Origin of the sequence: Caldivirga sp. UBA161 (assembly GCF_002506515.1) — an archaeon.
In the GTDB taxonomy this organism is placed as follows: Archaea; Thermoproteota; Thermoprotei; order Thermoproteales; family Thermocladiaceae; genus Caldivirga.
This window is the reverse complement of record NZ_DAXS01000041.1, coordinates 1-20,847: the sequence shown is the minus strand read 5'-3', so window position 1 is coordinate 20,847 and position 20,847 is coordinate 1. Positions and strand designations below refer to the sequence as shown.

General features: G+C 43.1%; 18 protein-coding genes and 1 pseudogene. 8 read left to right on the top strand and 11 right to left on the bottom strand.

The window, feature by feature from the left end:
* Positions 1-160: 160 nt before the first annotated feature.
* The 3 genes from BP896_RS04775 to BP896_RS04765 form a co-directional block, all read right to left on the bottom strand.
* The gene (locus tag BP896_RS04775; RefSeq protein ID WP_291766287.1) at positions 161-994 is read right to left on the bottom strand and encodes an ABC transporter ATP-binding protein; all 834 of its coding nucleotides are present in this window, start codon (positions 992-994) and stop codon (positions 161-163) included.
* Positions 984-1,949, bottom strand: coding sequence for an ABC transporter ATP-binding protein (locus BP896_RS04770; RefSeq protein ID WP_291766285.1), 966 nt, complete (start codon positions 1,947-1,949; stop codon positions 984-986). Before BP896_RS04770 ends, BP896_RS04775 begins: the two co-directional genes overlap by 11 nt.
* Before the next feature lie 78 nt (positions 1,950-2,027).
* Entirely contained in the window at positions 2,028-4,934 is a 2,907-nt protein-coding gene (locus BP896_RS04765) for an alginate lyase family protein (protein ID WP_291766283.1), read from the bottom strand.
* A gap of 333 nt (positions 4,935-5,267) precedes the next feature.
* Between BP896_RS04765 and BP896_RS04760 the strand changes: the two genes are divergently transcribed.
* Together BP896_RS04760 and BP896_RS04755 are read left to right on the top strand one after the other, a co-directional pair.
* Positions 5,268-5,825, top strand: a complete 558-nt coding sequence (locus tag BP896_RS04760) for a 50S ribosomal protein L15e (RefSeq protein ID WP_291766281.1) — start codon at positions 5,268-5,270, stop codon at positions 5,823-5,825.
* Between the two features lie 61 nt (positions 5,826-5,886).
* The gene (locus tag BP896_RS04755; RefSeq protein ID WP_291766279.1) at positions 5,887-7,299 is read left to right on the top strand and encodes a phosphoglucomutase/phosphomannomutase family protein; all 1,413 of its coding nucleotides are present in this window, start codon (positions 5,887-5,889) and stop codon (positions 7,297-7,299) included.
* On the opposite strand, the gene BP896_RS04750 is transcribed toward BP896_RS04755, so the two are convergent.
* Both BP896_RS04750 and BP896_RS04745 read right to left on the bottom strand, forming a co-directional pair.
* The gene (locus BP896_RS04750; RefSeq protein WP_291766277.1) at positions 7,296-7,877 is read right to left on the bottom strand and encodes a DUF99 family protein; all 582 of its coding nucleotides are present in this window, start codon (positions 7,875-7,877) and stop codon (positions 7,296-7,298) included. The two genes, BP896_RS04755 and BP896_RS04750, sit on opposite strands and share 4 nt — an antisense overlap.
* A complete protein-coding gene (locus tag BP896_RS04745; protein ID WP_291766276.1) occupies positions 7,877-8,986 on the bottom strand; it encodes a hypothetical protein in 1,110 nt (369 codons plus the stop codon). Before BP896_RS04745 ends, BP896_RS04750 begins: the two co-directional genes overlap by 1 nt.
* A gap of 107 nt (positions 8,987-9,093) precedes the next feature.
* On the opposite strand from BP896_RS04745, the gene BP896_RS04740 reads away from it, so the two are divergent.
* Complete coding sequence (locus BP896_RS04740) at positions 9,094-9,837, top strand: SIS domain-containing protein (protein WP_291766274.1); 744 nt, start codon at positions 9,094-9,096, stop codon at positions 9,835-9,837.
* Between the two features lie 17 nt (positions 9,838-9,854).
* Entirely contained in the window at positions 9,855-11,015 is a 1,161-nt protein-coding gene (locus BP896_RS04735; RefSeq protein WP_291766271.1) for an exo-beta-N-acetylmuramidase NamZ family protein, read from the top strand.
* Between the two features lies 1 nt (position 11,016).
* On the opposite strand, the gene alaS is transcribed toward BP896_RS04735, so the two are convergent.
* On the bottom strand, positions 11,017-13,707 hold the full coding sequence (gene alaS / locus BP896_RS04730; protein ID WP_291766268.1) for an alanine--tRNA ligase: 2,691 nt from the start codon (positions 13,705-13,707) through the stop codon (positions 11,017-11,019).
* A 132-nt stretch (positions 13,708-13,839) separates the two neighbouring features.
* Here alaS and BP896_RS04725 point away from each other — a divergent pair, with 132 nt between their 5' ends.
* Positions 13,840-14,139 (top strand): AbrB/MazE/SpoVT family DNA-binding domain-containing protein, encoded by a 300-nt coding sequence (locus BP896_RS04725; RefSeq protein ID WP_291766266.1) that lies wholly within the window; start codon positions 13,840-13,842, stop codon positions 14,137-14,139.
* Positions 14,140-14,408: 269 nt separating this feature from the next.
* On the opposite strand, the gene BP896_RS04720 is transcribed toward BP896_RS04725, so the two are convergent.
* On the bottom strand, positions 14,409-15,557 hold the full coding sequence (locus tag BP896_RS04720) for a TIGR04053 family radical SAM/SPASM domain-containing protein (RefSeq protein WP_291766263.1): 1,149 nt from the start codon (positions 15,555-15,557) through the stop codon (positions 14,409-14,411).
* A gap of 255 nt (positions 15,558-15,812) precedes the next feature.
* The gene (locus tag BP896_RS04715; RefSeq protein WP_291766260.1) at positions 15,813-16,508 is read right to left on the bottom strand and encodes a uroporphyrinogen-III synthase; all 696 of its coding nucleotides are present in this window, start codon (positions 16,506-16,508) and stop codon (positions 15,813-15,815) included.
* Between the two features lie 57 nt (positions 16,509-16,565).
* On the opposite strand from BP896_RS04715, the gene BP896_RS04710 reads away from it, so the two are divergent.
* Complete coding sequence (locus BP896_RS04710; RefSeq protein WP_291766258.1) at positions 16,566-16,838, top strand: ATPase; 273 nt, start codon at positions 16,566-16,568, stop codon at positions 16,836-16,838.
* 245 nt (positions 16,839-17,083) lie between these two features.
* Positions 17,084-17,527: a hypothetical protein gene (locus BP896_RS04705; protein WP_291766256.1), complete on the top strand. Its 444-nt coding sequence runs from the start codon at positions 17,084-17,086 to the stop codon at positions 17,525-17,527.
* Positions 17,528-17,536: 9 nt separating this feature from the next.
* Here BP896_RS04705 and BP896_RS04700 read toward each other — a convergent pair whose 3' ends face one another.
* The 3 genes and pseudogenes from BP896_RS04700 to BP896_RS04690 all read right to left on the bottom strand — a co-directional run.
* Entirely contained in the window at positions 17,537-18,199 is a 663-nt protein-coding gene (locus tag BP896_RS04700; protein ID WP_291766253.1) for a YkgJ family cysteine cluster protein, read from the bottom strand.
* A 3-nt stretch (positions 18,200-18,202) separates the two neighbouring features.
* The gene (locus BP896_RS04695) at positions 18,203-19,156 is read right to left on the bottom strand and encodes a hypothetical protein (protein ID WP_291766251.1); all 954 of its coding nucleotides are present in this window, start codon (positions 19,154-19,156) and stop codon (positions 18,203-18,205) included.
* Positions 19,157-19,276: 120 nt separating this feature from the next.
* Positions 19,277-19,435, bottom strand: a pseudogene (locus BP896_RS04690) (30S ribosomal protein S30e); the annotation flags it as partial.
* A 119-nt stretch (positions 19,436-19,554) separates the two neighbouring features.
* Between BP896_RS04690 and BP896_RS04685 the strand changes: the two are divergent.
* On the top strand, positions 19,555-20,847 hold a 1,293-nt coding region (locus tag BP896_RS04685; protein WP_291766249.1), incomplete at its 3' end, for a hypothetical protein.

Sequence of the window (20,847 nt, the reverse complement as noted above, 5' to 3'; positions counted from 1 at the left end):
TAAAACCACTCCCAGGCGAACGGTGGTTTAAAGCATCGTTATAAGGTGTATTTAAAATCCTTTAGCCGCATGGGGGTCCCTACCCAATACCAGTACTTCAGTACTGGCAAGGTGAGGCAATGAGACAGGAAACCCCTAAAAGGCGGGTAGCTCACATAATTTACTGTTCCCCATAGGCCTTAAGCCACCTCTTTAAATCTGGGGCTGCATTTATAAGCACCTTAGTGTACTCATCCTTAGGATTACTTATTATTTCATTTATATCACCCTCCTCCACTATTCTCCCATCCTTAAGTATCACTATCCTGCCTTTACTTGATTTCAATAGTAGTATCCTGGCTAGGGCAATATCATGCGTTATGAATATTAGGCTTAAGTTAACGATACGTATTAGGTCGATGAAAGTGTTTATGAAGCTTATCCTCAGGGAGGAGTCAATCATTGTTACTGGTTCATCAGCAATAATGAGCCTTGGATTAGAGGCCAGTGATCTAGCTATGGCTATCCTCTGCCTTTGACCACCTGAGAGTTGATGGGGATACTTATTCATGTAGAATGATGGGGGAACCAGGCCAACTAACCTAAGTAATTCCTGGGCCCTTGCTGATGCATCAATTTTAGGATTCCACCTCCTTATGGGAGCCATTAACTGCTCACCGATGGTTAATGATGGGTCTAGGCTGGAATATGGGTCCTGGGGAACCCATTGAACCTCCCTCCTGAATTCCTCAAAATTCCTGCCTTTCAATGAGTAGATATCCTTACCCCTAAATAATGCAACGCCACTGGTTGGTTTTTGAAGGCCAAGAATAACTCTACCCATTGTTGTTTTGCCAGCGCCACTTTCGCCAACAACTGCAATAACGTCACCATCACTCACCCTCAAGTTAACGTGGTCAAGTGCCTTAGTAACTCTCTTACTCAGTAAGCCAACTCTCTCAGTGAAGTAGACACTTACATCCTTTAATTCAATAAGGTACTCGTTACTTCTCATACAGGTAGCACCTCACTATCCTCCCATTAACATTATACTCGCTGGGTTTATCAGTCTTACACACATCCATTACATATGGGCAACGGGGCCAGAATGGGCAACCTTGAATATCCTCCAGTGGGTTAGGGGGCTCGCCTGGTATTGGTTTAACCTCATCAGCGCTTGAGGATAGCGATGGCGTTGATTGAATAAGCGCCTTAGTGTAAGGGTGCTTTGGGTCAACTATAATATCCTCCATTGGCCCCACCTCCATTACTTCACCATTATATAGTACAACAACTGATGAGGCTATTACAGGTATTATAGATATATCGTGCGTAATGAAGATTATAGTGGTTCCGAACTTCTCATTAATTAACTTAACTAGATTAAGAATATCCATCTGAGTAACTACGTCTAAAGCTGCAGTGGGTTCATCCATAATCACCACTTCAGGGTTTAGGAATAATGCTAGGGATATGGCAACCCTCTGCTTCATGCCTCCTGACAATTGATGGGGATATAGGTTAAAGACCCTAGCTGGGTTAAGTTTAGTGAATTCAAGTATTTCGCCTGCCTTCTTCAGTATCTCATTTTCATTAGTGATGCCATGCGCCTTAGCGGTGTCGAGGAAATGATCCTTAATCCTCATGGTTGGGTTAAATATATTTTGGCTCGCTTGAGGAACCATTGATACCTTAACCCACCTATACTTTGAATTAAACTCATGTTCACTAAGTGTTAGTAAATCAACATCATTAAAGTATATGCTACCGCTCCTAATCATGGCTGGTGGCTTAAGCATACGCATTATGGCTAGGGCAAGTGTTGATTTACCTGAACCGCTTTCGCCAACAATCCCAACGATATCGCCCTTATTAACATCAATATTAATCCCCTTAAGAGCCTTAACGGCAATCTTTAAGTCAGGTAGCCTATACTCCACACTCAGATTCCTAATGCTTAACAATGGCATACTGCAGCCAAGTGATCAATTACTTTGCTATTAAAACTTTTCTCAAAATAGTATTAGGTAATTAAAAATAGCTTAATATTAATGCTTGCTACCAAATAGTAAATTATTGAGTATAGATAGCTTCACTATATAGTTTAGGCCCCCATTAGTTATGTTTACTTCATTATCGTTAAGGCTCACCTCAGCCTTAAAGGGTATAATAATACCCCACATGTTTAACTCACCATCGCTGTAATCCTCATAATAAGCGTACACAGTCCTGACATTATGCCCCCTCCACCCATATGTAATCTCCGGTGTCTTTGGTAATACAATAATGTAGTCCGTATGCCCTGTGGTTAACACTACACTATTCTTACTTATGTAGGCTACGTCACCCATGCAGTGTATATTCCACCTGAATTTACCTACCCCATTAATCTTATCCAATACCACGTATATTGATTTACCTAATGCAACCACACCCCTCTCATGATTAATGCCTGGGTACGTGTTAGCCTCGAACACGGCGTAGATATCATTACCATTAATCCAGTACCTTATTAGCCTCCCTCTGGTTTCTAATTGATCCTTATCCTCCAAGGTCACGGTATTGTGGGCTATACTCCTCCTACTCCACCTCCAATGGAGGTCTGAATAGTATCCACCTGAGCCAGCATCAACAATGAGTGGTTCACCGTTTGAGTGTAATTCGAAGCTTAACTTATCTGGGTGGCCATGCCATGCGCCGTGAGGGCCATAATCAAGTATAAAGTATACTGCATTAGGGTCATCACCGCTCCTCACTATGAATCTACCTGAATCATTAAGTACTGTGACTGGCTCGTGCTTGGGTTCAATGGGTGATTTAATTAAATCATAGCCGTCAGCTAGGGCTAATGCGCTGAATAGTGATGTTGGCTTTGAGCCAAGCATCATTAGCTTCAAACCAACCTTAAGGAGTAGTGGGTCATTATACCTAACTCCACTTATTATGAATGGGTCTGGGTTAGGCATATCATCACCACTATCCTCAAGTGCCGGCATTCTGTAGCGTGGGTCAAGTACATTCCAAAGCCAGTACACGGCTTTCTTAATCACTGGTTCCCCATTCCTCGTAACTGAGTATAGGTTAATCCCATTAAGCCTAAGTAACTCAGCTCCCCACGTAACCATGTTTAGTACGGCATTATGGTATCCTGCGGATTCCTCAAGCCAGCCACCATCATTAAGGAAGTAATTTAATGTACTCCTCAATACTGATTCAGCCTTAATTAACCCAAGCTTAGAGTTACTGAAGTTGAATTTACTTGAAATAGCTAGTAATGCTAAGGCCTCCGTTAACTCCCAGTTACCAGCCCAGGCGTTAGTTAATTTAATTAATTCACCCTGAGCCCACCTGAACATTAGTTTTAACCTAGTTTTCAATTCCTCAGGGAGCTCATCCTCAATTAAGTCATAGGCTAAGGTTAATTGAAGCAGACCAGCTGAACCAGCCCCACCGTGAATGCCATTAAACCAGTGAATTAACTCACCCCTCTCATATGCTGAGGCCACCATTTCCAAACCCCTTAAGGCATCATTAATTGGTGAATCTAGGAATACGTGGCTTGAGGCTGACTTAAGAATCATGTCAGCTAGGGCTGATGTAACGTAACCATCCCTAGTAGCCTTACTTAAGTCAAGGAATATTGCCGGATAAACCTTAACGCCACTGCTTAAATACTCCTTAAGGATCCATTTCACCTCCTCAGGTAATTGCCTCCCCTTAATTAGCCTACGGGATGATGAGAAATCCTCAGCAGCTAACTCATATATGGGCATTGAGGCTGACTTATCATCGTAGAATCCCTCAACCTCATCACTCCAATCATTAATGTGGTTCACTACTCCAGGGTTCCTTCCCTCTAAGGCATTAAGGGCTGCTGCATAATCTGGGTTAATTGAGAATGCCCTTGAGGCTACCTTCCCATTAATGTTAAACTCAAGGTAGGGTATTGAGTATAAGGTATCTTCCATATTCCACATCATTGGTTCCGTAGTGAATTTCACCGTTGATGCTTCACCAGGCTTAAGATTAACGATATTACTCTCCAGGGTTAACCCAAGCCTCAATTCACCAACCCTAACCCTATCAACATCATAACCCCTCCTACCCAGTGTTGGCATCGACTTAATTAACTTAACGTAACCATTAATACTGAGCCTCCCACCACCTGATAATGAGTAGATGCTTAGTGAACCATTAATAATGTCCCCAGGCTTAACTACGCTTGGGGAGTTAATACCCACTATTAGGTCGTCATCAATGTAATCAACTCTACTTAATCCATTAAATAATATTAACTCATACCTCAATGATGCTTCGCCATCACCATTAGCCACTAGGTTAAGTTCAGCATTGAAGAATTGATCCTCAATAATACCGTAACAGGGTGATAGGCACTTAACCAGTAGGCCGACAAGGGTACTCTCATTAATGAAGGCAACCCACTTAAGTTCTGGAAAATACCTATCATTATATGAATGCTTACTAAACCTGAAGCCTGAGGTGGGTGGTTTAAGGCCCACTGAGGAGAAGCTATTGGGTGATTCAGTGAAGCCGAATTTAACGAAGTACCTGCAATTATACATTGCACCCAATGCCTCACCCCAGTATCCACCATTACCACAGGCCACGTGTATTAATTCCCTAACCCTATCTACCCCAGTAGCCTTAATTGTAATCAATGCACCATTCTGCATTAACTTAACCTCCTTATTCAAAACCCTACCCTCACCCTCAGCCCTAAGCGCCACTGAGTCATTGCTTAGGTTAACTATACTCCTCTTATTCTTAATGAATGGCTCAATCTCCAGTATCCCCATGCCGGGCTCCATGAGTTCCAGCTCCGGCTTCCTAGCCAGCAAGTGCTGGGTATTACTACGCTTATCAAGTAGTTCAACCACAGTACCTGAGGGTTCATGAATAACTAACTTAATGTTATTATTCTCTAAGGTTATCATAATTAACCCTAATCTTAACGTTATTTAAGCATTATTAAAGTATTATGAAATCCCAGCTAGTTTCACTCTCTTTCACCAGAGACCTCTGTCCGTAAGGATGGGGGTGCACATAACTCTTGAGGCATGAAGTTAAACCTTGCCGGCCTAAATTATATCTGGGATGTTCCCTGAAAGCGGAAGTTAACATAGCCCATGCCTTAATGAGAGGTACGAGTCAAGGTACGTAAACACCCCGAATGGTGAGATGAAGGTACCCTGTAAAAGGAGACCTGAGTTTACGGTTCCTTAATGCCTACGGAATATTTTAATAGGGGGTTGGGTTAAGAGGGGCGTATGGGTACGTTACGCTATATTGCTGATATTTGGAAGAAGCCATATGAGGGCCCGTTAAGGCAATTAATTAAGGCTAGGTTAATTAAGTGGCGTAGGGAGCCTGCAATAATTAGGGTTGAGAAGCCAACTAGGATTGATAAGGCTAGGAAGTATGGGTATAAGGCTAAGCAGGGCATAGTGGTTGTTAGGGTTAGGGTGAGGAGGGGTCCATTTAATAGGCGTAGGCCAAATACCGGTAGGAGGCCTAAGAGGATGGGGGTTTATGGCATTGCATTATCCACTAACCTGCAGGTAGTTGCTGAACAGAGGGCTGCAAGAAAGTTCAGTAACCTGGAGGTTCTTGGATCATACTGGGTTGGTGAGGATGCTATCTATAAGTGGTTTGAGGTCATTATGATTGACCCAAGCCACCCAGCAATTAGGAATGACCCAGATTACGCTTGGGTAGTTGGTAAGGAGTTTAAGGAGGGTAGGAGAATTAGGAGAATTAGGGAGAGGCAGAGGAAGCTAATTGAGAAATTAAGAAAACAAGCCAGCGGTGGCTCAAGTCAGCAGTAGTTTATTTTGAATCTTAGATTATGTGAACAATATTTTTAACCACTTGTGCTTAAGCCAACAGGTGGATAAAATTAGCATAAAATTCGGTACCGATGGTGTTAGGGGTATTGTTGGTGAATCCATAACTGACTTAGTCATTGCAGTGATAGCCGAGGCAACGTTAAGGTATTGGAGTAGGAGGTATAATGTGTCAAGGGTCCTTGTGAGCCATGACACTAGGCGCATGTCAAGGGACTTCGCAGTCATAATAGCCTCAGTGGCTAGGGAGCATGGTGCTGACGCCAACATAGTATCCTCACCCACACCCACCCCTGTTGTTTCATGGGCCGTATTGAAGTTCAAGTATGACTTAGCCTTCCAAGTGACTGCAAGTCATAATCCGCCAATGTACAACGGCGTTAAGGTAATAGGGGGGGATGGTGCACCAGCCAAGCCTGAGGATACTAATGGCATAGAGGAAGTGATCAATAATGAGTATGATGATGTTTTAAGAAGTGTGAGGGATATTGAATATACGCAAATACCAATGATTAACGTAAGAGATGGTTACGTGGAGTACTTAATCTCATGGTTTTCAAGCAGGTTTAAACCTAGGAAACTTAAGGTGCTTGTTGACCCAATACATGGGGCTGCAGTTGGGTATACCGCCAGTATACTTAAGGGTCTTGGTTTTGATGCAGTAGAGGTTAATAGTGAACAGGACCCTGACTTCAAGGGTAAGTTACCTAACCCTGAGTATAATCAAATTAAGGATGATGTGGATGCGGTCCTTAATGGTAAGTATGATATGGCTATAGCCCATGACGGTGATAGTGATAGGGTAGCCATGGTTGTCAAGGGCTTAGGCTACTTGGATGCAAATAGGATAATACCCGTTTTCCTAAGGGCATTGTTGAGGATGGGGATGGTTAAGAGGGGTGTGGCTAGGACAGTGGCTACAACGCACCTGATTGATGATGTGGCCTTAGGCTTTAATATTAAGGTAACTGAAACGCCTGTGGGTATAAAGTACATTGTTGACGCTATCAATAGGGGTGAGGCTGACCTCGGCGGTGAGGAGAGTGGTGGATTAGCCTATTCCTGGCATATACCTGAGAAGGATGGCATATATAGTGGAGTAATGGGGGCCTGCATAGAGGGTATTGATGGTGTATCAAGCATATACAGTGAATTAACCAGCAGGTATGGTGAACGCTACTTTAGGAGGGTTGATATTAAGGCTAATGAAGCTAAAGCCTTTGTTGATAAGATTAAGCCTGAGTTAAAGAGGCAGCTTACCTCAATGGGTGACTTAGCAAGGTTCGTGGAGATTGATGGGCTTAAGGCAGTTTACAGGGATAAGTCATGGGTATTAATTAGGGGTAGTGGCACTGAACCATTGATTAGGGTTTACTCTGAGGCGCTTAACATGGGTAGGGTTAATGAATTATTAGGCTCAGTGGTGGCCCTCATTAATAGGTTAATGCAGGGTTAATCACCGTAAATGCTCCTGAAAACTGAAGCTGATATTAATCTACTAACCCTAAGGGGTTCAGGCCTCCTCCCATCCCTCTGATACTTAGTTATAAGAATCTTAGCCTCACTGTAGCTTAAACCCCTGTACCTAACCCAGATTGGGCCATACTTAGTGTTAACTAATGCCGGCTCCCCAATCTTACTCAGTATACTTAACCTTACTTCATAATCCTTAAACAGTTTAACTATGGCTGCCCTTGGATTACCCCTATTCCTACTGAAGGATAGGCACATTGCCGGTAAGCCCAATTCATCGTGAAGCCTATCTATGTCAACAATATTGTAGAAGGATATTATACATCCATCAATCATTACAGCGTGCACATCCGGCCTATTCAACCCCTTAAACATACTTATTATTGAGTCAGTAACATCAAGCCCGCCTACCGTGGAGTATGCATTAACAACGCCATCGATAATGAAGTCACTCCTCATGACAACCCCAGTTAACACTGACTTGGGGTGTGTTAACTTGAAGCTCTCAGCTACACCAAGAACCCTAATCGCCTTCTTACTTATTAATGACTCATGCCCCATTATGCCGACACCTGGCCTTTAAGGAAGTTCAATAATTCATCGGCACTGCTGAAATACTCATGCACATATTCAAATGGGTTTTCCGCAATATCACCATCCTCAGGAGGCCAATAGACGTAAACAGGCTTACCCATGTTAACCGCTATGGTTACTTCAGAGAACACTCCCCTGCTTAATGTGCCACCGTACCTGGGCCTATAGGCTATGACCATATCAGACTGTTCAATATACCTGAAGTCCCTCCTCATTATTTGATCCTGAATGAGGCTCCTCTTAGTTACTGGATTCCTTGAAGATACTTCAGCAACCTCATCGTCCTTAAGCCTAATTGGGTAATCATAATCATCATTATCAATAGGCCACCTATCCTCCTTATTAATCACGGCTACATGCCCATTCAACCAGTTCCTTTCTATAATTAATTCATCAATAGTGGTTGGTTCAAAGAGCACAATAATTTCCCTAAGTTTCCTGGCGAATTCATTAATCTCACTTACAGCCTTACTATCACTCCTCACGTGGCTTATTGGGTGAGATAGGTAGGCTTTAGGTAGCTTAGTAAATATTATCTTGTAGAAGGTTTCCGTAGGGTGCTTAATAGCCATAACGTAATTCCTCACCCCAAGTACTGTGGCTATCATGTCAGCCATCATTATCTCCACAGTCCTCCAAACGAACACATCCCTTAACCTAATGTAGACCCCATGCCTCTCCTTAGATTCCCTACTGGTTATCCTGTTCCACACTGAGTAGGCATCATCAATGAGCGTTAGAATCATGTCGAACTTAAACTCCTTAAGTGCGTTAGCATCAACAAGGCTCCAATACGTATTATGCCTAAAGTACGTTAAATGCATGCTAATTATAACGTGGTCAGGCTGCTCCCTTTCAATACGGTCTAGAATCTGATTAACAGCCTCATACCACTTATTCCTCTGCTTTTCAAGGTAACTATCAAGGAAGTACGGCATTGATTCAGATAGCATTGAATCAAAGTCAAGGGATAAAACCTTACCAACTCTATTACCAATGTAGTTGTTTAACGCCTTAATCCACTTATGCTTATCTAATCCACTATGACCAGCCACTAAAACCCTTACCATATTCACCTGAATTACTGCCTCATTACTTTTAAAGCATTCTTGCAGCGTAATGCATTAGCCTTCATTGGTTTAAATGAGTTAATGCTTATTTACCTTAATGCCTAGGCATAGTAATGAGTAGTGCCTTAGATTATGTTAATGAATATAAGGCCGCCGTGGAAAGTATAATTAATGATGTTTTAAAGGACCAGTGGGGTAACATTAAGGCTGCATCAGACTTATGCGTTGACTCATTAAGTAAGGGTGGGTTAATTTACGTCTTCGGCACCGGCCACTCAATGCTAATGGTACTTGAGGTTTTCTATAGATCAGGGGGATTAGCGTCAGTTTACCCAATACTTGACCCAAACCTACTTGGGTTAAACGGTATGTCGCTATCAAGTAGCCTTGAGAGGCTACCAGGCTATGCAAGTAATCTTCTTAATTCACAGAGAATAATCCCAAACTCCGTAATGATTATAGTGTCTAATTCAGGTAAGAATGCCGTACCCGTGGAGATGGCTTATGAGGCTAAGAGGAGGGGGTTGAGGGTTATTGCATTAACTTCAGTTAATTACTCTAAGGGCCTTCAACCAGATAATCCACTTGGTAAGAGGCTTTTTGAATTAGCTGATGTAACCATTGATAATAAGGTACCGCCAGGGGAGGCTGCATTGGAGATTAATGGTATTAGGGTTGCTGCAGTGTCAACAATAGTGAATGCATTCATACTGCATAGCCTTGAATTAACAATAATGAGTGAATTAAGGAGGAGGGGTATTGAACCTGAAGTTTGGGTTAGCGTTAATGTACCAGGTGGTAGGGAGCGTAATGAATCCTTACTAAGTAAGTATAGGCAGATTGTGAAGTATTTGTGATGATTGGTGAAGGTTAAGTGAACCCAGTTGTTAGGAATGGGGTTCAGGTATTTATTGATGATGGTTACGTAAATGACTTAAGGGGTAAAAGGGTTGGTGTAGTCACAAACCATAGCGGCTACTACCCAGGTAAGGGGCATTTAATAGACTTACTAATTGAAAGCGGTGTTAAAGTTGATGCAGTATTCACGCCGGAACATGGGTTAAGGGGTATTTTACCTGCAGGTGAAACATACAGTGATGAATCATATAGGGGCATCCCAGTGTATAGCCTATATGGGCCTAGGCGTAAACCACCCATAAACATTCTTAAGGGGCTTAACGCAGTAATCTACAGTATTCAGGATGTGGGAGTTAGATTCTACACATATATATCCACACTCTACTATACCCTTGAAGCTGCTGGTGAGGCTGGCGTTAAGGTTATTGTACTTGATAACCCAAATCCATTAACCGGTACAGTGATTGAGGGGCCAATCCTTGAGCCATCTTTAAGATCCTTCGTGGGTATTTGGAGTATACCAATTAGGTATGGTTTAACCGCAGGTGAGTTAGCTATATTGTTTAATAATGAGGCTAACCTTAAGGCGGAGGTTGAGGTTATTAAACTTGATGGCTGGAGGAGGGGAATGTGGTTTGATGAGACTGGTTTACCATGGGTAAACCCATCCCCGGCAATAGTTGATTTAAACAGTGCATTAATGTACCCTGGCATTGGCTTATTCGAGGGCACTAATGTTAATGAGGGTAGGGGGACTAATAAACCCTTTAGAGTTATTGGTGCACCTTGGTTGGATAACATTAAGTTAATTAATGAAGCCTCCCAACTGGGGTTAAGGGGTGTGGATTTGGTTCCAATCAAGTATAAGCCTATGGGAACCGGAGTTAAGTATAATGGCGAAGACTGCAGTGGTATTGAAATACTGGTGAGGGATAGGGAATCATTAAGGCCGGTTAAATTAGCGCTCATGTTAATTCATGCATTGTATAGGATACATTCCGGCGAATTCAAATTCCTTGAACGTGACGGCGTGTACCACTTTGATTACTTAGTGGGTAGGCGGGGTGTTAGGGAACTATTAATGAGTGGGAAGCTTGATGAGGCGTTAAGTAATGTTGATGAGGGTATTAGTGATTACTTAAGGAGGGTTAAGGATTACATGATATATGATCATTAAGTTAAATTAACTTACCTTTAATAGCATTAACCACATCATCCTGCTTAACCGGATTATTGAAGACTCCTTGTGCAAATGTGCTACCGCCGCCGCCCTTCCCTCCTAATTCATTTAATATTTTAGCCACATTAATGGCTTTAACTTTACCATTAGTGTACACTTGGTATTCCTTACCATGTATCAGTATTAATACGTCCCCTGGATACTTACTGGCTAATTCCTGTAGGTAATCCTTAATCCAGTAATCCTCATAATATACTGCAACCTTGAATTCACCTATATTAATCATGGACTTCACTATGTTTGCTAAATCAGCCTCAATAGCCTTCCTAGCCAATATCCTACTCCTCTCTTCAACATTATTAAGCTCCCTAAGCAGCCTATCCACAGCATTATCAGCATCATCCCTACCCACCTTCAGCTTATTGGCCACTGAATCAAGCTTACCCTCCAGGTTCCTAACATAGTCAAGCGCATACTTTCCCGTGGTGAAAATGAATCTAATTACACCCTCCTGTATCTTATCAACCTTAACAATCTTAATTAAACCAACCCTACTTGTCCTATCCAGGTGAGTACCACCGCATGCTTCAACATCGTAGACATCATTACCCTCACCCACCTTAACAATCCTAACCTTACCACCAGGCACTACACCACCTTGATATATTATGAAGCCGTACTTAGCCTCTGCCTCATTCCTAGGCATTAACTCAACCTTAACCGGTAGGTCACTTAGAACTACTTCATTGGCTAACTCCTCAATCCTCCTAACCTCATCCTGAGTTGGCAGCCTATAGTGGGTTACATCAAGCCTACTTAATGGTATATCCTTCTGGGCGCCTGCCTGCCAAACATGCTTACCTAAAACCCTCCTTATACTTTGAAGTAGAATATGGGTGCCAGTGTGCATCCTCATTAACCCAAGCCTCCGTTCAGAATCCACCCTCATCTCCACTACATCACCCACCCCTGGTGCTGGGCCCTCAATTACGTGTACTATCACTGGTCCAACTCTCTGTACGTCTATAACCTTGGCTTCAGTACCATTAAACCTCAACACACCCCTATCAGCCGGTTGACCACCACCCTCTGGGTAGAATACTGTTGAGTCAAGGATGACGTACTTACTCTTAATGACCTTCAGCACCTTAGCCCTACCCTCAAACATGTAGGTATTCTCGTAGAATAATTCCCTAGTGGGTGGTAGGTCTATCACATCATCTGCGGTTACATCAAGCTTATTACCCTCCTCACCCTTGGCCGGCTTCTGATGCTTAGCAGCCAGCATCTCATAGAAGTTATCTGGAACATTAACCCCCACACCCCTCTTAGCGGCTTCATCCCTAACAACCTCAGGGGGTATGCCGTGGGAGTCGTATAGGTTTATGAGGTCATTGATTGTTAATTCACCCTTAATCCTACTTATTAACTTAGGTAATTGACTTATAGCTGACTTATACTTAGCCTCCTCTAAATCAACTAGGTCAAGTATTAGCTGCATGCTCTCCTTCAATTCAGGGTAATCGTTAATTAGGTAATTTAAGTGTGCATTGAAGATTTCAGTTAATGGAATCTGGGCATCAATGATATGCATGTACTTCAGCATCCTCCTGATGAGTAACCTAGCCAAGTATCCTACACCTGAGTTAGATGGTATAACACCATCATTAATCATCCAGGAGACCGTCCTTGAATGATCTGCAAGCACATATAACGCCTCCTGCGGCTTAATGAAGTTAATTAATTCAGTTGAATTAACGCCAATCCTCTTAGCAACCTCAACATAAGCCTTATCAAGCGCCAGAACCTCGGGGTCAAGTTGGCCCATGTGTATGGCTAATGATGCAAGCATCTTCTCATCAGGCTTAGGTAAGCCAAGTAGTTGCCTAGCCTTATTGAGGAATCCCCCGAAGACGGCCTCATAAATAGTTGGTTTACCTGTTAAAACCCAGTATATTCTCTCAAGGCCATAGCCAGTGTCAACTATCCTAATGGGCATTTCCCTATACTCGTCACCAATCACCCTATAATGCATGAAGACTAACGTGGCTAATTCAAGCCCCCTAACCAAGACCTCAAAGGATTCGCCAGCATTACCCCCACCCTCCCATATGTTCTCTTTGTAAGTTACTTCATCATCCCTGAATCCCAATTCCCTCGTGAAGAATTCATGAGCATACTCCACAGTCTCATTAATCCAGTAAACTTCCTTACCGGGGAAGTTGAAGGCGTGGTGAGCCATCATTTCAAAGCCGGTTAAATGCCTACCACTCCTACCAACCTTATCCACATCAGTGAGCCTTATGCTTGGTTGAGATATTGTAAGTGGGTTAGCTGGTGGTGGTACTACACCTTCAGTAACCCAGGGCTGGAAGTCATATATTGATGCGCCAACTAGGTAAACATCATTCCTCCACCTGGCGACAACAGGATACCTAGCTACCCTAATGTGCCCCCTCTTCTCGAAGAAGGATAAGAAACGTTCCCTAACATCCTTAATGGACTCAGGCCTATATGTCCCCGGTGGGTTACTTATGAAGCCGTATGGTGTACAGGGTTGATCGCCGCAATTATCTTGGCTTGGGTTAAGGGTCCAATAGTAGTGGCCACAGTATGGGCACCTACCTCTCCTAAACCCCCTGCTTATGAATATCCTAGTTCTAAGTAGGCTCTCATTAAGTATAGGCACTCCACTTAGCCTTAGTGGGGTTTAATTACTCTTTTGCCTCCCGTAAGGGGGTAGGGAATGCTTCTATGGGTTCTCTTATTAAATGCATTTTAAGGGTTAGTGTTTTTAATTTAGTGGCTCTAGCTAATGAGTATGCGTAGGAGGGGTGCTGCGGGATTCCTAATTACTGAACTACCGTATAGGGTTAAGGTGTATTCGAATTTTCAAGTGCTAATACCAGCTAGCCTAGTTAGGGTGCTTGATATAGCTAACTTAAGGTACGCTAACATCACTTTTAGGTTCAATAATATTACTGAAACTATTGAAGGCGCTAGGTTACTTAGGACTAGGCACACTGACTCAAGGCAATTCACCATACCTAAGGAGCTTAGGGAAAGATACGGCATACGGCCTGGAGACTACATTGAGATTATATCCATTAAACCCATTTAATAATCCAATTCAGTAACCCAGAGGATAATATCCCATTAACCGGCAGCCTCCCTTGCCTAAGTGGTTGAATTATTTCAACGGAATGCCTACTAGGTTCGCCGCCCAACGATTATAATTAGAGGCGTATTAAGTAAAATCAGCTGAAACGCCGGGTATCATTAACTCATTGTAACTCTGATTCATCACTTAAGTTACTTAAGCCCCCTCTTTAATAAGCATTACGTTAATCCAATACTACAATGAATTCTAAAATTAACCCTCAACGGTATTTAAGGGCCTAGTATTAATTCAGGAAGCTTAATGGTACCGGGCTTATAAACACATGCTGGGTCCTCAGCCAATGGATCCCCATACTCCGCGTAAGCCCTCGCCCTAGAGCCCCCGCATATGAAGCGGAATTCACATAAACCGCACTTACCCCCATACTCCCCCCTCCTTATCCTTAATAGTATTGGGTTCTCCCTATATATCTTGACTAAACTCTCCTCCTTAACATTACCCAGTTTAATTGGTAGGAAGCCACTTGGTGATACATCACCATTATAGGCGATGAATATTATCCCATCCCCATCCCTAGTCCTAGCAACCATTGGCCTCTTAGTGAGTTTAGGTGGTTCATTCCCCATGACTTTAATTAAACCCTCATATAGCTGCATGTATAATGGGCCAAGGGTTGGCTTTAGGTTAATTTCATTATTCTCAAGGGCATACCTATGCAGTGCAATTCTCCTATAGAATGGTGCCTCAACAGTCCTCACAGTGAAGCCATACTTCGATACATCGTAAAGTACATTAACCACATCCTCAGTTTCCTCAGGTGTTAATGCTTCAAGTTCAATACCCCTACCCACGTGTATTAGGAAGAATACCTCCCAGGTGTAGACGCCTAGGTCCTTAAGTACTTTAACTATTAACGGTAATTCATGTACGTTAAGCTTCATGAAGGTTGTATTAACTTGAACCTTAACCCCAGCCTTAAGGAGGCTTGATATTGCCCTCAACGTTAACTCAAATACGCCGTCTCTATTCCTAATGTAATCGTGAGTAATTGGTGATGCACCATCAAGGCTTATTGAAACTGAACTCACACTCCTCAACTCCTCAATAACATTATCATTAAGTAATTTCTCAGAGACGGTGGGTGATATAGCCACTGGCACATTCAATGACTTAGCGTAGTCAATTAACTCAAATATATCACTCCTCATTAATGGGTCACCACCAGTCAGTATTAATACTGGGGTTGGTTTACCGAATTCAGTTAACTGCTCAATAAGCCCCTTCCCCTCGCTAGTACTTAACTCACCAGGCAGGGGCTTTAGTATTGCATTAGCCCTACAGTGCCTGCAGCTTAATGGGCATGCCTTAGTGGTCTCCCAGAAGACTAATAGGGGCCTTTGGGAATAATCAAACAGCATGCGTAACACCTTACCCTAAATGCATATAATTATTTCGCGCCTACAGAGTTCTATCCTCCTCACCCTAAGGAGGTACTATATTTAGGATTAAGATTGGGTCCCCGCCACCTTTAAATCTGCAGAATACATACTTGGTGCTCCTATAATCAACATCAATGACCTGAAACCACACACCCCTAATAAGCCAGCATTATCATGCTTCCTCCGTGGGATTTAGGTAAGCTTCATATACATTAACTTTACTACCGGCAAAATTCACACTCCACTTAACGCCCGCTTAGCCTCATTAACCGCGCCATCTATTGTGTAGATCCTAGCAACCCTATGAGGTATGTTGAGTACACGTAATTCCCTAGACGTAGTGGGCCCTATTGCCACAATTAAGGCATGCCTTAAGTCAAGTAAGATACCGCTGACTTCACGTGCAACCTTAGGGCTTGTAACCACTAGGGCATAGGGGGATCCTGCGGCTTCCCTTTCATTAATCAGTGCCTTAAGTTTACTTAACTCATCCACATTAACGCTAAGCCTATATAAGCCAACCTCAGTAACAGCTCCTCCTAATTCATTAAATTGGCTATTACTATACTCCATGGACCTAATCACCAGTACGTGTCCGTTAAGGCCCTTAAGCATTCTTAGTAAGCCTATGCTTGAGTATTCACTTGGTATTATGCATTCATCACTGTAGAGTTTCCTCACGGCTTCTGCCGTGGATGGGCCAATGGCCATGCATTTACACCAGCATGGATCCTTAACAACACTATGAGCGTACTCAACGGCTATAGTGCTCATGAAGACTGCAACATCCCACCTCCTTAGGCATAATTCCCTCAGCCTCCTTAAGGCATCCTGGTCAGGAATAGGCTTAAGCACAGGAACCTCAATGACGCCTTCCCCCCTAATGCCTTCTTCACCCTTAGCCCTAATAACTATTATTGACTCCTGCATTACAGTTAAGTGGCGTTAATGCTTAAAAACGTATACGCTAACGGTTATTTGATTAATATGAATAGGTGGATTGCGGTAGCACTAATGATCTTAATGTCAATGCTACCGGTGTTGAATGCGCAGGCCACAGGCCAATCATATAATTACCTAGGGGCGGGGTTAGCCTTCGGCCTAGCAGCAGGTGGTGCAGGGATTGGTATGGGTATTGCTGGTGCAGCAATAGCATCTGCATCAATTGAGAAGAGGGACCTCTTAATATTCTTCCTGGTACTGGCCTTTGTGGAGACCATAGCCCTCTATGGCTTGGTAGCCCTAATACTGCTTAGGTAAGGTTATAGCCCTTCATCGTAAAAATTAACACCCTTTTTGATTAATTAATCAAAATCAGTGCGTGGAACTCTAATCACCAAATCCTCACCGTCCCCGTCTCATCATTAATGGGAAAACGCACCGCCCACGCGGCAGGCCGCCCTTAGGAAGGGAGCTGGGGCTATTGACTTAATCCCCCTAGTGCTTATAAGCGTTTCCTCACATGCATCATAAAGGTTTATTAGAGTGTGCTCTGCTTGTGAATTATGGAGAAGAGGTTAAGGCTACCTCCCAGGATTAAGGTGCTTGAGGCATTATCAGCTATCGCTGATGGAAGGATTAGGAGGGAGGGGGATCATTATATTATTGTGTCCAGTGATGGGTCAAGGAGCTATACCGTATACCTTGATGAGGCTAAGGGGTTGGTTTACAGTAATGATAATGGGACAGTTCATAGGGGTTACGTGGGTTACCCGATAGTGGCTGTACTCATGATGCTTGGTTTACTAAGCTTCAGTAAGGAGCTTAGTGAGGGTTTAAGGGGGGTTCCTTGGAGGGAATTGAATGAAAAGTATAAGAATTATAGTATGGTTATGGATATTATAAGGAGGAGGGTTGGGGAGGATAAGTGGCCGCTCTACGAGAAATTCATTAATGATGTATTGGGTGAATTAAGGAGGCTCAACCTGAGGCTAATGGATAAGCAGTAGAGTTTACGCTTAAGGCGCACTATTACTTAAAACACCCCACTCAGCTAATAAATTAGCTAACTTAAATTCACTAATGCATGTACCCTGGGGATTAATGATTGATTCAACGGTGCAGTCTAGGTAATTCATGAAGGTTCCCGCATCACCGTTAACTAAACCATCATTAACCATTGTATTCCAATGGCTGGTGAACGCCTTAAACCTGTCCTTAGCTGCCCTAGATTTAACAGCGTATTCACTCTCCTTAGCTAAGTCAACAATAGGCCCATTACCCACCCCCGGGCAGTAGCCCACTGCCTTATCGTAAAGCTCAAAGTATAGTACTTCCCCACTCCAATGGTATATGAATGGGTAGAATCTGCAGGTGAGGGGCTTGAAGTCATTTATTGAGCATACCATTTTACCACCCCTCCACTCATTGAATATGCATGATCCATCAATCCTCTTCCTGAGGACTAAGTAATACTGCCCATCCTTAAGCCTAATCCTCGGTGCCTGCCAATCACCAGCAACATTAGCGTTATAGAGGGCTGTTATGCTGCTTGGCTTAAGCTTAGTGTTAATGAATATTCCAACTAAGTCATCTAAAGTCACCGTTATCCAATACCTCCTACAGCATTCACCGCATAGTGTGCACTTGAACCTTACCTTTGGTTGAACGTAGGTTACCATAATTTACTTAACCATGAAGTACCTTAAGCATCCATTACTCTGCCTCTTACCAATAACCAGTACACCATCCTCACTGGCGTTCAGCACGTAATCCTCACCCTCCCCTCCAGTGCATTGGAGGCCTAGGAGCATTAATGATGGCCCCTCCTCAGATACTGCTGACTTTAACCTAGTGGCCAGGGCCTTAACAGGCTCCATTAGGCTTAAGCTAAGTGGTAGGTCAACACCCACTGAACCCTCATCAATCTCAACAACCTCAGCGGGCTCAAGGCCGAAGGATTCATTAAAGGACTTAACCAAGTCACTGTGGCTATCCCTAAATCCCCTGCATGCATTAGCAGCCTCCCTAACTAAGTCATCACCATTAACCTTAACCTCAGTGGTTAAGGAACCAGGCTTAACAATAACCCTCCTAGCACAGTAAAGCTTCAAGTCACCTACTTCACCAACCTCAGTGAACCCAGATACGAAGTACAGGGCCCCATCCTCAACACCAGGCCCCTCCCCCTGGTAACTCAATGATTCTTGGGAAGGCATACATAGTAAGCCTAAACTAACCGTGAATGGGTAAGCGGATTCCTCACTTGGATTAAGGCCAATAAACCTAATCAATGGATTAAGAGACTCATTACCAGTACCCTTAGACTGAGAGCAAACAGACTCAAGAACAATTAAACCACCCTCACTTAAATCCACGTAACTAGTATTAAAGCCGTAAGTATCCTTAAATAAGGCAAAGGCACTGGATAAATCCCTCACAATACCTTGAAAAGAACCCCTAACCTCCTCATTAACAATCCTAAGAAGATCCTCCACAAGTTTAACCTTACTCCCCTCATCATCCTTTTCCCCCATCACTACCACGTGAGTAACAAACCTACACTTATAAATGTTTACATCAAGGCACCTAAAACCAACAAACCAAACAATAAAATCAGCCAATAGCCCACCGATCACCAATCACCCCTCTCAAACAACATCACCAAAACAAAAACAACCACCCCACACTTAAAAATACCCCCAACAAACCCACCAAACCATAAACACCAAAACAAGAAAAACAAAGAAAAATTTAAACTAAGAAACCCCCTGACCCTGACGCTCAACAAAAAGCACCCTACGCCTAAAATTACGACTATTCCTCAACCTAGGAACAAGATTCCTCCTAGGCCTAGCAGGAATCTTAGGCGTCTGACTCCTCACCTTACCAGCCTTCGTCAATGACCCATGACTTGGCGTGACCTATCCCCTATAATGGTGCGTGTTGCATCTATTTAAATTTTACTCATCTTTCTGCCCTGGCACCGAAAGTAATTTATAAACTTAAGAAGATAATTTAACTAAATAGATGTGAAATGCCCTCAGATGGCTTGAGGAGGCTACTTAATGTGGATAATAACACTATGGTTACGGTTGAGGAGCTAGTTAGTTCATTAATGAGAATCAAAGAGGAGGTACTTAGTAATTGGGATAAAATTAAGGACGTAAATAACATAAAGCCCAAGGAGTCGGCCTTAGGCGCAAAAATGCATTACCTACGTGGATTCTCGCTACATTTTCTCGTTACGACGAATGCCACAGTCAATAATGCAGATCAAATACTCGCTGGATTCCTTATTAGCGATGCATCCCCTGTAAAGTTCGGTAGTACATACGCTATTACACTGAATTCACCAGATCCTCGATTAGCCGCCGCACTACTAATAACTCTAATTAATTACCTTAATACAAATGGAGTTAAGGATTACGTATACATAACTGTTAGCGAAGGCAAAACCAAAGTAAACGCATCATTTAAGCACATAATAGAAATAACCGGAAAGTTAAGAGACAAAATAGGTAAGTTCATAGTGGACAAGGAAAAGGCTGAAACACTCCTTAATAATCCCAAGGTTCCTGATTACCTAATTCCCTGGCTTAGGGATGCCCTTAGTAATTGGGATAGCATTAAGGTGAGGAAGCAGGTTAGGTTTATTTATTATGCCGTGAATGGATTGCTTGGTAGGGCTTCTTTGTTTGGTTGGTTTCTTGGTGATGGTGTTCTTGGCCATGTTGGCCGTGGCTCATTTGATATTGGCTTATCGTTTGTGGTTGATGAGCCTGTGAGGAGGTTTATGGGTGAGTTCTTATGTAGTGTTTACGGTTGCTCCGGTTCATTCTTCAGTGGTTCCTCGGCTAAGGGTAGTGAGCATTATGTGCCTTGCCCCGTGAAGGCCCTGGTTATTAATGACATTGCTGCTTTAGCCAATGCCTGGCCTGCCTATGGCCTTACGGACAGGGTTATTAAATTGGTTGATGCTGTTAAATACTCGATACCCTGCCTGTCCTACGCTAAGTACCCGGTCATTGATGTGTTGGGTCATGGGTTGATACTTAGGAAGCATAATATGGGCCGTGGTTGGTACTTGGCCAGGTCAACGAGTAATGGGGGGTTGGCTGTGGCGATATTTAGTGACCTTAGGTCTGCTGGGTTTAATGTTAGCTTGAATAGGCGTGGTGGTGGGTTCGAGATTTATGTGCCCATTGAGGATACGAGGCGCATCCTGAGGATGCTTGGCATTTACGAGAGGTTTTATGGTGGGCCTAGGAGGTTGCCGAGCCTTGATGAGGTGGTTAGCGTCCTTAGGAGGTATAGTATTAGGAGGTGG

Excerpts from the sequence above, each read along its gene's own strand:
- BP896_RS04775 (WP_291766287.1), bottom strand. The coding sequence starts at position 994 with ATGAGAAGTAACGAGTACCTTATTGAATTAAAGGATGTAAGTGTCTAC.
- BP896_RS04770 (WP_291766285.1), bottom strand. The coding sequence starts at position 1,949 with ATGCCATTGTTAAGCATTAGGAATCTGAGTGTGGAGTATAGGCTACCT.
- BP896_RS04765 (WP_291766283.1), bottom strand. The coding sequence starts at position 4,934 with ATGATAACCTTAGAGAATAATAACATTAAGTTAGTTATTCATGAACCC.
- BP896_RS04760 (WP_291766281.1), top strand. The coding sequence starts at position 5,268 with ATGGGTACGTTACGCTATATTGCTGATATTTGGAAGAAGCCATATGAG.
- BP896_RS04750 (WP_291766277.1), bottom strand. The coding sequence starts at position 7,877 with ATGGGGCATGAGTCATTAATAAGTAAGAAGGCGATTAGGGTTCTTGGT.
- BP896_RS04740 (WP_291766274.1), top strand. The coding sequence starts at position 9,094 with ATGAGTAGTGCCTTAGATTATGTTAATGAATATAAGGCCGCCGTGGAA.
- BP896_RS04725 (WP_291766266.1), top strand. The coding sequence starts at position 13,840 with ATGCGTAGGAGGGGTGCTGCGGGATTCCTAATTACTGAACTACCGTAT.
- BP896_RS04720 (WP_291766263.1), bottom strand. The coding sequence starts at position 15,557 with ATGCTGTTTGATTATTCCCAAAGGCCCCTATTAGTCTTCTGGGAGACC.
- BP896_RS04715 (WP_291766260.1), bottom strand. The coding sequence starts at position 16,508 with ATGCAGGAGTCAATAATAGTTATTAGGGCTAAGGGTGAAGAAGGCATT.
- BP896_RS04710 (WP_291766258.1), top strand. The coding sequence starts at position 16,566 with ATGAATAGGTGGATTGCGGTAGCACTAATGATCTTAATGTCAATGCTA.
- BP896_RS04705 (WP_291766256.1), top strand. The coding sequence starts at position 17,084 with ATGGAGAAGAGGTTAAGGCTACCTCCCAGGATTAAGGTGCTTGAGGCA.
- BP896_RS04700 (WP_291766253.1), bottom strand. The coding sequence starts at position 18,199 with ATGGTAACCTACGTTCAACCAAAGGTAAGGTTCAAGTGCACACTATGC.